10 protein-coding genes are annotated in these 12945 nt (G+C 48.5%); all 10 read right to left on the bottom strand.

What is annotated here, in order from left to right; translation table 11 throughout:
• Positions 1 to 16: 16 nt before the first annotated feature.
• The 10 genes from AC4PME_RS06890 to AC4PME_RS06935 all read right to left on the bottom strand — a co-directional run bounded on the left by AC4PME_RS06890 (position 17) and on the right by AC4PME_RS06935 (position 12943).
• On the bottom strand, positions 17 to 1123 hold the full coding sequence (locus tag AC4PME_RS06890) for an energy transducer TonB (protein ID WP_491045149.1): 1107 nt from the start codon (positions 1121 to 1123) through the stop codon (positions 17 to 19).
• Positions 1124 to 1218: 95 nt separating this feature from the next.
• On the bottom strand, positions 1219 to 1866 hold the full coding sequence (locus AC4PME_RS06895) for a class I SAM-dependent methyltransferase (protein WP_491045148.1): 648 nt from the start codon (positions 1864 to 1866) through the stop codon (positions 1219 to 1221).
• A 352-nt stretch (positions 1867 to 2218) separates the two neighbouring features.
• The gene (locus tag AC4PME_RS06900; RefSeq protein ID WP_119500132.1) at positions 2219 to 3523 is read right to left on the bottom strand and encodes a tetratricopeptide repeat protein; all 1305 of its coding nucleotides are present in this window, start codon (positions 3521 to 3523) and stop codon (positions 2219 to 2221) included.
• Between the two features lie 5 nt (positions 3524 to 3528).
• Positions 3529 to 4137 (bottom strand): energy transducer TonB, encoded by a 609-nt coding sequence (locus tag AC4PME_RS06905; protein ID WP_119500131.1) that lies wholly within the window; start codon positions 4135 to 4137, stop codon positions 3529 to 3531.
• Between the two features lie 3 nt (positions 4138 to 4140).
• Entirely contained in the window at positions 4141 to 4548 is a 408-nt protein-coding gene (locus tag AC4PME_RS06910; RefSeq protein ID WP_070123859.1) for an ExbD/TolR family protein, read from the bottom strand.
• Positions 4549 to 4571: 23 nt separating this feature from the next.
• On the bottom strand, positions 4572 to 5096 hold the full coding sequence (locus AC4PME_RS06915; RefSeq protein WP_119500130.1) for a MotA/TolQ/ExbB proton channel family protein: 525 nt from the start codon (positions 5094 to 5096) through the stop codon (positions 4572 to 4574).
• Positions 5097 to 5099: 3 nt separating this feature from the next.
• Complete coding sequence (locus AC4PME_RS06920; RefSeq protein WP_491045147.1) at positions 5100 to 6464, bottom strand: MotA/TolQ/ExbB proton channel family protein; 1365 nt, start codon at positions 6462 to 6464, stop codon at positions 5100 to 5102.
• Positions 6465 to 6476: 12 nt separating this feature from the next.
• Positions 6477 to 7235, bottom strand: a complete 759-nt coding sequence (locus tag AC4PME_RS06925) for a DUF3450 domain-containing protein (RefSeq protein ID WP_119500128.1) — start codon at positions 7233 to 7235, stop codon at positions 6477 to 6479.
• A gap of 173 nt (positions 7236 to 7408) precedes the next feature.
• Positions 7409 to 10060 carry a TonB-dependent receptor domain-containing protein gene (locus AC4PME_RS06930; protein ID WP_491045146.1) on the bottom strand — a complete coding sequence of 884 codons (2652 nt, stop codon included), beginning with the start codon at positions 10058 to 10060 and terminating at the stop codon, positions 7409 to 7411.
• A gap of 123 nt (positions 10061 to 10183) precedes the next feature.
• Entirely contained in the window at positions 10184 to 12943 is a 2760-nt protein-coding gene (locus AC4PME_RS06935; RefSeq protein ID WP_491045145.1) for a beta-helix domain-containing protein, read from the bottom strand.
• Positions 12944 to 12945: the final 2 nt, after the last annotated feature.

A 12945-nucleotide genomic window follows, 5' to 3' on the forward strand; every position in this document is an offset into this window, starting at 1 on the left:
CCCCTGTGCAGCCCACTCAACCCAATTTAAAATCCATTCTGACCATGCGCGATTTCGTTGCAACCGCATTACCACCGACAAATCTGGGAGCATAACGCCAGTGTTCCAGCGCCTTTATGGCTGCGGTACCAAACATGCTGCCACCGTCAGTTTCTATCAATTCAATATCACGGACAAAGCCTTCATCATCGATAGTAAATGACAGGACTGCACTGCCGTCTTTACCCCGCCTTGCATAAGACACCGGATAATCCGGGTTTACACGATAAAGCGGCTCGGGCTCCTGATCATCTGACCACGGCTTCATTTTCCCTATCGCCCGGCAGTGCTCTGTAGCCTTATCTGACTCTCCTTTCTTCTCATACAAACCGACCAGTTTCGCATGGGCATTCAATGCGTACGGATGGGAGAAATCAAGATTACTGTCGAAGGTATCAGCAACAATCTCATAATTCTCGATGGCCGCAGAACGGTGGTTATAACTCTCATACACCAAACCCAGCAACAAGCGGGATTCCAGAGTCCGTAAATCTTTATCCCCCCAAAAGCCATCAACGATACTCAGGTTGTCTTTATAGAAACGCAATATTGCGTTGTTGGTCACTCCTAAGATTGAATTGATAACTACTGTGGCAGCAAGGTAATGCGTCATAACCTTCTGAGCATCATCTTTAAACTGGATGTCGTCCATGTTGAGAATGATGTAACGACTCAGCCGTTGTGAAAAGCTGACTTTAGCCTTATCCATGCCCTTAAGCTTATTCACTGCACTGAGAATATCGATGTGCATATTCAGTAACGCAGGGGAGTTTTCTTCATACAGCGAATCGTATTGCTCCAGTACAGCTTTGAACTGGCTGACAGCCTCATCCATATAGTCCTGCTGTGCGAGCATATTGGCGTAGGAATGCCTGAGCTTCACCGCATTTTCGCTGTCAGCACCGTATTTTTGCTGACCCAGCTGCCAGGCTTGTTTCGCCAGCGCCGTGCTTAATACGATGTCATCTTTTTCCACCGCCTCCTGAAACGCACGGTAGACATCGCTGAATTCATCAGCCGCAGCAGACATTGAAAGCAAAGAAGAGAAAAGTGTGATTTGTGCGAGCCGTTTAAGACCACTCATGACAGCATCCTTGTTCATTAGTGAGTTTTCACTGTAGTGAAATGATGCAGTAAAAGCAAACCCGGCTTACAGGCCGGGTTTCTTGTGAGGAAATATCAGATTTTTGTGGTTTTCAGGAAAATACAGTTCTGGCTGATGTGCTCACTGTCAAGACGCAGTCCGAACTCAGGTAAACTGGCCAGCACTTCTTCCCTTGTGTAAGGACGGTTAAGGATACCGATAGATTGTCCGTAATCGTTCACCTTCGTACTGATTTTATTCAAAAACCCTTCACCGGGGTACAGCAGCACATTCATGTAGAGGGTACCGCCTTTTTTCAGCACTCTGACAATTTCATGCATGGCTTTTTCAATCCCGCCAATGGTGTGATAACCATTTGGCAGGTTCGCAGTATCGAACGTTTCGTCCTCGAAGCTCATATTTCTCAGATCTTCGATGGCCAGCTCAGCCCCTTTCAGCTTCTTCCTCGCGCCCCCCATTAAGGCTTTGGAATAATCTACGCCTACCAGTGAAAACGGCTGATCTTTCTGTTTCTTACGCGCATGTTTCATGCAAATTTGGGTGAATGTACCGGTACCGATAGCACATTCAAGATGTTTGCCTTTAAGGTTTTCGGCAAAAAAACGGACCTGGGAAGATAAGGTATTGCGGTACGCCAGGGTCAGAATAAAAAAACCACGGACGTCATAAAGCATCGGCGTCAGGTTATAACTGTTTTCATTAATGATACTTTCATCTGACATGACAAAATGCCCTCTTTCAAAAAACTGCCGTTCATATTCAGCTATCATGACGACAGACAGCCCGGCTAACTAACACGGGCTACTATCCACGCTTTACAAAACTATACATCAGGTGGAGAAAAACTACGTATACCAAACATATACATAGGAATGAATCCGCAACACGCAGAATAAATACTATGCCGGACAGCCGGAATCACGAGCCATGAGCATAGTCGCTGACATGCGCTATGTAAATGAAAGTAAAATGACATCTTACAAACATAAAAAAGGCCGGTTATCCCTTTTTTATCAGGACAACCGGCCTCTTTGTACCCGTGTGGCATGCAACGGGCTTAGCATTTAACACTTATCAAATTTCAGCCATCGCTTCCTGTTGAGTCTTCTCAGACTGTACAAAGCGCTTCCATTGCTGTGCCATTGCTTTGCTCTTTTGATGCTTTTCAGCTTCAGCAAGCTGATCCAGTGCTTTGGCGTACTGCTTATTGTTGTACAGTGCCATGCCTTTAATCAGATATACAATACCCGGATTCCGTAACTGACCTTTTTCAATAGCATGGTCAGCAGCGGTAATGGCATCATCCCAGCGTTCAGCATTCAGCAATACCTGTGCGAGCTGGGCATCCAGTTCGCCGTCTTCTGACAATTCAGCGGCAGACTGCATCACCGGAATGGCTTTATCCTGCTCTTTGGCAAGGGTCCAGCTCTGGCCAAGGAAACGTAAGTTACGCAGGTTCTTTTCCAGCGTACCGTCTTTCATCGCCTGTTCCATCAGCAAAGCGCCTTTATAAGGGACTTTGTGATAGTAATAAAGCTGTGCCAGGTTGAAGATGTCGGCAGACGATTCCACGTAACCTTGCTGATAAGCTGATTCCATGATTGCCAGTTGCTTGCGTTCTTCACCCAGTTCACCGTACATGCCGGCAAGCTGGATCCAGTACTTGGGCTCGTCAAACAACTTCACCAGTTTAATCAGAACATTCTTCACCTTTTCAGGCTGTTTCAGTTCATAGTAAATGGCCCGCTGCAGAATCAGCCAGTTCTCATCAGGGAGCATGCCCTCAGCTTCATGATCAGCAATCGCTTTAGTGATGAACGGTTCGGCTTTAGCGTATTCCTTATTCTGATAATAAGCCTGAGCTTTTAAAATCAGATTCTTAGGCGGAACGACACCGTCGTTCAATGCTTCCCAGCGCTCAAGATATGCAATACTCTTGTCGTAGTTACCCTGCATCAGGTTTAACTGAGCAAGACTGAACAAGGTCGTCATCTCAAACTTTTCAGGGATCGGCTGCTGCTCCACCACCTGCGCAAAGCTGTCTAATGCTTTATCGTACTGCTCATCGTTGTAATAGATGAAGCCGTAGAAGTTATACATCATGGCTTTTTCGTAGCTGTTCATCGAACTGTCTTTGCCTTTCACCTCATCCAGGATGGCAATGGCTTCAGGAATATTTCCTTCATCGCCGGCCGCCTGAGCGCGGGCTAACTGTTCGTAAACTTTGCCACGCAAAGTCGGTACTTTGCGGGTTTTCTTTTCGCTGGCTTTAACTTCCTGAGCCTGTGCCTGCGCGCTGATAACAACGGCGGGTACAACTGCCAGGTTTAAGGCCAGTGAAAAAGCGCAAACCAAACGTTTGGATAAATGATTCTTCATAGTACTTACCCGTCAATCTGGAAGGTGATTCGGTTCTGCACGCCGGACACTTCAGTCGCTTCACCGTTAACAACACGGGGCTTATATTTAAACTTCATGGCGGCATCCATCGCAGCCTGCTCAAATATGCCCGAAGGGTTAGCTTCTACAACAACCGGATCGCGCACTGTACCCTGTTTGGTTACCGTAAACTCCACAATAACGAAACCTTCGATACCACGCTGCAATGCACGACGGGGATAGACCGGCGCAACTTTAACGATAGGCAGATACTCACCGTCTCCGGATTCAAGTGCTAAGCCGCCGTCCAGGGCTACGTCAGCGCCAACATCACCACCGAAGTCCATAGACGTACCATTGGCGTCAGGCGAAGGCGAATCCATTTGCGGTGAACTCATTTGCGGCGGTGGCTCTTTTGGCGGTGGTGGCTTCCGGGGCTTACGGTCTTTTTGTTCAACCGTTTCCTCTTTCTTCACCCGCACAAAGTCAAGCACACTGCCTTTTGGTGGCTCTGTTAACGCACTGCCGCCCATCTTGATGAGTGATTGCATCAAGAAGAACAGGCCGAGCGTAATCGCCAGCGAAATGACAAATGCGATGATAAATCGTGGCATGGCTTAAGGCTCTTGTGCTGCGATTGAAACTTCGTAAACACCCGCCGCACGGGAGGCATCCATAACTTTGATCAGCGTATCGGTGGTGGCCTTCTGATCTGCCTGAATCACCACAGTACCCTGCGGGTTTTCAGCATGCAGACGCTCGATGTTGGCCTGTACCGCACGTACGTCAACACGACGCTTGTTGATCCAGATTTCACCGGTATCAGAAATCGCGATAAGAATGTTAGCGCGATCCTGTTTTACTGCGGTGGCCGCTTCAGGACGGTTTACATCGATACCGGCTTCTTTCACGAAAGACGCCGTTACAATGAAGAAGATAAGCATGATGAAAACAACGTCCAGCATGGGCGTCATATCAATTGTGGCTTCTTCTTCGTCAATCAGATTTTGAAAATGCTGCTTCATAATAAGGTTCCTGACAGAAAGGCTTAGCCTTTGCGATCAATAATCAAGGCGTCTTCTAAGTGTGTGCGTTCGGTCTTCACCATACGGTTCAGCCAGGTCGAGGCGAATACGCCTGACAACGCGCCAACCATACCCGCCATTGTCGGGATAGTGGCTTTAGATACACCAGATGCCATAGAGCGGGCGTTACCCGAGCCGGAGATGGCCATTACATCAAAAACTTCAATCATTCCGGTAACCGTACCCATCAGACCCAGCAGCGGACACAATGCCACCAGCGCCTGAATAATCGGAATGCTGCCCCGTAAACGAATGGTCAGTGCAGAAATCGTTTTCTGGCGTACTTGCTCAGCAAACCAGGAGGAACGATCACTGCGGGCTTTCCATTCAGCTACGGCCTGTTTCTTAAAGTTCTTGTGCCAAATCAGCAGGTACATCGCACGCTCGAGAATAAGTAACCACATGATGAAAATCAGCAGACCGATGACCAGAAGAACCTGGCCCCCTGTCTCTGTAAAATCACGAATGGCTTCGAGAAATGCGATCATGGCTTAGCCCCGCTCAGCGCGCTCTGCGATAACACCAGACGCCTGCTCTTGCAGCACGTACACGATATTCTTACTACGGGTATTCAGCATGGCGTATAACAATGTCATAGGAATTGCTACAACCAGACCCAGTACTGTAGTTACCAGTGCGGTAGAAATACCACCTGCCATCAGTTTCGGGTCACCGGTACCAAACAGGGTAATTGCCTGGAAGGTGTTAATCATACCGGTTACTGTACCTAACAGACCCATCAGAGGCGCAACCACTGAGATAATCTTGATAATGGTCAGGTTACGACCCAGTTTTGGTACTTCACCTAAAATCGCTTCTGTTAAGTGCAATTCCAGCGCTTCAACATCCGCATTAGGGTGATCTTCACGTACTTTCAGTACACGGCCCAGCGGGTTGTCAGTTTTGATTTCTTTACGCTTAAGTTGCTTTTGTACTTTCGCGTTAATCAGCGTCAGACTGATAAGACGCTCAATCGCCAGAAGCAGACCAATAGCACCTACGATAAGGATGATGTAGCCCACTTCACCGCCCTGCTCTACACGCTCTTTCAGATCAGGTGCCTGAACCAGCAGACCCAGGATAGAACCGCCTGTAGGGTCAATACCAAACTCAACCAGTTCGCCGTTTGAGTTTTGCAGCGCCTGTGCAGAATCGCCGTAACGGTCAGCCGGCTGGCGAACCAGTTCAGCTACTGTGCCGGTGATGCCGTTGAAGTCGAGGTATTTACCGTCAGCAACCAGTGCAAACGGACCAACACGTACGATTTCTTTATTAACTTTCTCGCCGCCGGCTTCAACAACAGACGTGTCGAACTTAGTCACTTTGCCTGACTCAGTCATTTCACGCTGCATTTCAAACCATACGCGCTCAATCTCTTCGATAGACGCTAACTTTGAGCTCTTACCCATTGACTGTGCCATGTTGTCAAGAAACTCAGCGCGGCCGGGGATTTGAGCGGAAACAACAGAGTTCTGGAATTTGCTCTTGGAGTCACCGGCAACCTGCTGCAGTACACCGAACAGTTCTTTCAAAGAACCTAAACGGGTATCCAGAGCGGCATTCAGATCGGCCAGTTTAAATTCGTTTTCTTCAAACTGAGTTTCCAGACTTTCTGAATTCGCCAGCGCCTGATCACGCTTCTTGCGGGTATCAGCCAGGATCTGGTCCTGCTGAGCACGCTGTTGTGCGAATTCCTGTTCACGTTGCTTATTCTGTTGTGATTGGGCGAACTGGCCTTCTTCCAGTTGCTTCAACAGGGCATCAAGATCCAGTGCGCGGTCGTTTTCTGCCATTGCACCGAAGCTTAATGTTGCAGCGGCAAGACCAGCTGCTAAAAATTTAATCTGCTTTAACATGGTCAATACCTCTTAGTCCGTGATTGCAACAGGCAGCATTAACAGGTCTGGTGCAAGCTGTTTCTTCGCCATGCGCAGACCTTTAGTGATCTGTGTACGGTAGCTGCTGTCCAGTTCTTCCCACTGACGTGTTTGTTTATTCCAAACACCTTGCTTACCAGCGTCACGGGTTTGGTAAATCAGTGCAGTACGGCCAAGACGTAAAAACTCAACGTCACGCTCTGTACCGTCAATTTCATGGATACCGGTGTAAGCTTCCATAGTGCGGCCGTAATCCATCTCAACCTGGTAGGCTTCCATAACACGACGGAATTTCTCAGAGGCAGACACGTCAGCACGATCCATCATGTCTTTTAAGTCAGCGATACGCTTGGCACGCTCTTCTTCCAGGAAAGGCACGTCCAGGGCAACGAATTGCTCCAGACCGTCAATCATACGAATCATTAACGGCGTGATTTGACGCTCGATAACAGAGACTTCGTCGATTGATGCGTTCAGATCAGCCATTTCCTGTTCCTGGTTGGCAATCTGTTTGCGCAGCTGGTTGTTATAAACTTCCAGTCCTTCGATTTCTTTATTCAACGTTTTGAACGTTTGAAGTTTATTATCGATTTGGTCAGCGATATTGTTGATTTTGTCTTGTGATTTAGCTGCACTTTCATTGATTTTTGCAGCCTCATCGACAACGGGTTTCAAGACGCTATCGTCTTGTGCCATGGCGGTAGTGGCCGTCAGGGCGCTCGCCAGCAGCAACGAGTTGAAAAGCTTCATACATTCAAACCTTACTGTTAAAAGGAATCGGATTTAACCGAGCGTAAATTTCTGCGCGTAGGATAGGAACTTTCTATGACAGTTTTATTACATGACTGTCATATTTCCTCTGTCATAATCCGACGGGAGGTGATGAAAAAAGAGCCGCTGATGCGGCTCTTTTTGAGTTGATTTTAGAAGTCATAGCGATAAGCCAGACTGAAAGACGTTCCCACGGTTTCGGACCTTAGGAGTGTGTCCTCAAACTCAATTTTCTTTTCCTGATCAAGCATATTCTGCACTTTCAATGTGACAGTGGTATTAAAATCAGGGTACCACTTGTACACCACATCCAGAGAGTGGAAAGGCTGCTCGAAGCTGTCATCGAACCCGTCGATGCCGGGAATAAGAATACGCGGACCAAACACGTTATAGACTAAAGATGCAGAGTGTTCGCCGTTATCTGAGTCGTAACCTAACTGCGTATTGACTACCCATTTAGAGTGACCTGTCATTGCACGCGTAGTATTAGTGATAGATGTAGACACACCGGTTTGCTGTTCAATGGCTGCCGGATCAAGCTCGATCTCAGAGTCACTTAACGTCAGGTTACCGGACAGGAACAGGTTGTCCCATACGCCGTCACCGATCACCTCAAGCCCTTGCAGGAACTCCACTTCCACACCGTACATCTTACCGGTTTCGGCATTAGCGATACGGATGAGCGGCGGACCGTCCTGTGCAGGTGACTGAACAGATTCAATAGGTGTATCCATGTCTTTGTAGAACAAACCTACAGACAGGTTGTTACCGGCCTCACGGTACCATTCCCAACGAATATCAAAGTTATCGATGGACGTGGTTTCCAGACCCGGCGTACCACCCACAGGGTTTTCAGTCAGCGGATCGATGTAGGTAGCGGAAGACACTTCACGTAAGTCAGGACGTACTACCGTTTTACCGTAGCTGAAACGCAACTGCATATCCTGCTCAAGGAAATAAGTCACTGCCAGAGACGGATAGAAATCTGCTTCAGCAAACGCCAGCTGTGAACGGTCTGCATCGTCAGTTAAGTCAAACTGGTTGGTACGTGGATCGAACGGGACAACAGCCTGACGGAAGTCTTCGTAACGCACACCACCACTGAAGCGCCACAGGTTGTTCCAGAACAGATCCGCTTCGAAGTAGTACGAATCCACTTTCTGACCGGCGGCATAGTCATCACCGGCAACGGTGGTGTCACGCAGCAGGTTCTGTGTGGTGTAGCTGGCATTGTCCAGTGCTTCATCGTCAAGCACTTCGTCAAACTCATAGCCGGTAAGCAATGAGGTATCAGAGAACGCACGGGTGCTCACATCAAGACGGCGGTTTTCTGCAGTACGGGTTTTGGTCAGGAAATTTCCACCCGCTTTAAATTCCATCTCCCACTTATCTAACATCAGCGGATAGTTAAAGTTGTAGGCATAGTTTTCTACGCGGTCATGAAGACCCTGGAATGAATAACGTCCGGCAACGGTAGAGTTACTCACGCTGCTTTCGGTTTCACGATCGTAAATACCATCCAGGTTTTCGTCTTCAAGCAGGAAGCGGGCTTCCATATTACCCGGCGCGTCACGCAGTGAACGGCCCAACGAGTATTTCCAGTCAAACCCTAAGAAACCCAGTTCAGGGAACGTATGGGTACCACGAATCTGATTGGTGAACAGTTTACGTTCTTCGTACTGCACTTCATATTTGCGAACACGCTGGTTATCAGACAACGTGATGTTCGCCGTATTACCAATCATGTCACGGATCTGGTCACGGGTATCGCTCAGTACAATAACACTGTAATCCACGCGGTGCTGGCGGTTATAGTCGATACCGACGTTAAACAGTGAAGACCACTTCACAGATTTCTCTGTAGTGTTCACTTCGTCGTAGTAACGGACCATACGGATTTCATCGCCGTTACGCAGTGGCTGCTCACCGATGTATTCTTCACTCACATTGGTAGAACGGTCATAACCGGTAGCAACAAGGAAACCGAAACGCCAGTCGTCGTTATAATCGAAACTGTTACCGATGGAGAAGTTGCCTTTCATATCAGGGTCAACACTTTCCAGTACAGGGTCGTAGTCACGGTTTAATTGCTTAAACAGCGCGACAGATTCCTCCTGGCTTAAATCATCCAGAAAGTCTTTGCTGGCATACTGGGCTGCAATATCAGCAGGCATGGCACGGGTGCCGTCATCTTTACCCATCCAGTCATCGCTGCCGCCATTGTACATGTAGGCATCGTCAAAGTTATCGGAGTTGTAACCTAACTGGCCCTGCACACTCATCACAAAATCGGAAGGAATGGTACGCAAACGGATATCTACGTTACCACCGCCAAACGAAGCCGGCATTGAAGGCGAATACGCTTTCTGAACCGATAAGCTTTCGATAATAGAAGACGGGAATAAATCGAGAGGCATAACGTTACGGGTAGGATCCGGGCTTGGTACTGCCAGACCGTTTAACTGGGTAGATGAATAACGTTCACCCAGACCACGAACGTAAATGAACTTACCGTCAACCAGGGTCAACCCTGTTACACGACGCAATGCTGATGCCGCATCTGAGTCACCGGTACGAGAGATTTGCTCAGCACCCATGATATCCGCAACAAACGCCTGGTTCTTACGTTCTTCCATAACGGCAGTCGCCGTACCTTTTAAGCGGGTGCCGGTGGCAACCACTTCTTCAATGACTTCTTCGTCATTGGTTTCCTGAGCAACTGCGGGCGCGATGCTGGCAGATAATGTTGCCAGTACAGCCAGACTCAGTGGTTTGACAGGAAACCTGATTGCAGGCTTTTTCATTGTAAACCTCGTGGAAAAGCGTTCTTACAATACAACGATAAAAATCGATGCTTTTAATACTTAAAAAGCAAGCACGTTACTTTTAGCGCAACGTGCCTGCTCTGATGGTGAGATTAGGAGTGATTACTCCAGACCAACAGTCCAGCCAGCTGTCCAGTCGTTGTCTTCAGATACTGCACCTACGAAGTCAGCATTGTCGAAGAACGTGTCGCCAGTCCAGTCTTTAGGCGTTACTGCATCAGTGATGCTGTAGATACCGTTAACGACTTCAGCCTGTGTAGCAACAACTGCGTTGCCGGTCATGGTGTTCAGGAACCAGTTTTCCAGGTCAACTGCACCGTCATCAAACTTGAAGTTCTCGTCGTTTTCACAAGCGATAACCGAGTTAGTGAAGGTTGTTGTACCGTCAGACAGGTTAGCTTGTGATTCGTTAACGTTTTCGATTTCGAAACACTCACCCATACCTGCAGGGCCTGTTACGATGAAGTTAGACAGCTGAGCGCCGGTACCTTCACGTAAGTAAACACCTTCAGAATCGTCATCACCGTCAAACTCGTTACCGATAATAGTGACGTTAGACAGAGTCGGGTTAGACTGTGGCTCATTAGCCGGGTCTGAACCGTCGTTGTCAGCTTCGATACCACGGTTTGCATCAGAGTTGTCAGTCGCCTGGCGCACTAATACATACTGCATGCGACCCTGGAAGCCGTTATCCCAGTCAATGCTGTCGTCCTGGTTGTCAGTCAGTACTACGTACTTCATATCAACGTTACCGCCGAAGAACTCAACACCGTCGTCAGATGATTTGTGGATTTGAATGTAGCTGATATCAGTACCTGAACCCACACCGCCCATAGTCAGGCCTTGCAGCTCGTTGTCCGGTGCGATTTCGAAACCAGAGTACATGATACGCACGTAGCGGATAGTCCCTGAGTTATCAGCAGTGTCTGTACCACCGAATACTGCGCCTTCTTCTGCACCTTCAATTTGCAGTGAACATGCGCCAGATTCAGGACACTGGTTAGATGGGGCGTTACCCAGCATTACCAGACCACCCCACTGACCAGGCTCACCGGCGTCAGACGCCACATCAGCTTGTGAAGTGAAAGTGATTGGGTTTGCAGCAGTACCCTGCGCATCAATTTTAGAGCCACGGCTGATTACCAGGTAATCGTTACCGCTTGCACCGTACAGTGTTACACCGTCTTCGATAGTCAGTGTGGTGTTGTCAGCATTGTCATTACCGATGAATACTGCACCAGACAGAGCATACATGTTGCCTTCAGTCAGTGTCAGGTCAGAAGTAATACGGCCAGACAGTTCACATGTTGTGGTTGTACCATCAACAGAAGTGATTTCAGACGTACCGGTAGGGCAACCTTCTACAGTTTCAACTACGCCGGTTACTTCACCGCCGCCGTAACCAAATGCCCAGCCTTCACGCCAGTCAGTTGTTCCGTCTAACGCACCGATGTAGTCAGTTGCGTCGAAGAAGCCGTCAATCTGAGATGCATCAGCACCGGCACCTAACAGCGGGCTGCCTGAAGTAGGAGAACCGTCTGCATTCAGTGCAATAGCTTCAGATACAGAGTTACCTGTCATGGTGTTCAGGAACCAGTCTTCCAGGTCAACTGCACCGTCGTCGTTCTTGAAGTTTTCGCCGTTACGACAAGCCATAACAGAGTTTTGAATCGTGATAGTACCGTCAGCCAGGTTAGCCTGAGATTCAGTCACGTTTTCAACTTCGAAACACTCGCCCATACCGGCAGGACCCGTTACAACCATATTGTAGATCTGTGCGCCGGTACCTTCACGAAGGTAAACACCTTCTGAATCGTCGTCACCGTCGAAGTTATTACCAATGATTGTCATGTTAGCAATCATAGGATTAGATTGAGGCTCGTTAGCCGGATCTGAACCGTCGTTATCCGCTTCGATACCACGGTTTGCGTCAGAATCGTCAGTGGCATGCTCGATGAATGCATACTGGATTTTACCGGTGAAGCCGTTATCCCAGTCTAATGAATCATCCTGAGCGCCAGTGATCAGAACATATTTCAGTTGCGGGCTACCGCCGAAGAATTCGATACCGTCATCTGAAGATGCGTGTACCTGGATGTGGTCGATAGAAGTACCTGAACCCACACCACCCATAGTCAGACCTTGCAGCTCGTTATCCGGTGCAATTTCGAAACCTGAGTACTTGATAACCATGTAGCTGATTGAACCGGAACTGTCTGTATCGTCTGTTCCACCGAATACCGCGCCTTCTTCAGCACCTTCGATTTGCAGAGAACAGTCACCTGTATCAGGACACTGGTTAGATGGCGCATTACCCAACAATACCAGACCACCCCACTGACCAGGCTGAGCGTCACCGCCAACTACGTCTTCAATTGAGGTAAGGATTACCGGTGCTGCTGCAGTACCGTTTGCTTCAATAGTAGAACCACGGCTGACAACCATGTAGTCGTTACCGCTGCGACCGAAGATAGTTGTGCCCGGCTCAATAACCAGGTTTACGCTGTCTGCGTTGTCACTACCGAAGAAAACCGCGCCGTCTAGCGCCCATACGGTGTCGTTAGTCAGAGTAATGTTACCGCTGTCGTCTGCGTCATCAGCAGTTAAACGACCAGACAGTACGCGAACAGTGACGTCGCTGCCAAATGCAGTTGAAACTTGAGTGCTCAGACCTGAGCTCACTTCGCCGGGTGCAGTATCAGTATCGCCAGAATCACCTGAACCAGAATCGCCACTACTTCCGTTGTTATTTGTAACGCTGTTGTCGATGTCGCCTTCGCTGATATTGATGTCACCACCACAGCCGGCTAAAACAAGCGCTGCTGCGATTGCTGAAGCCTGAAATAAGTGCTTAAGTTCCATTC

It is taken from the genome of Alteromonas sp. (genome assembly GCF_984505615.1).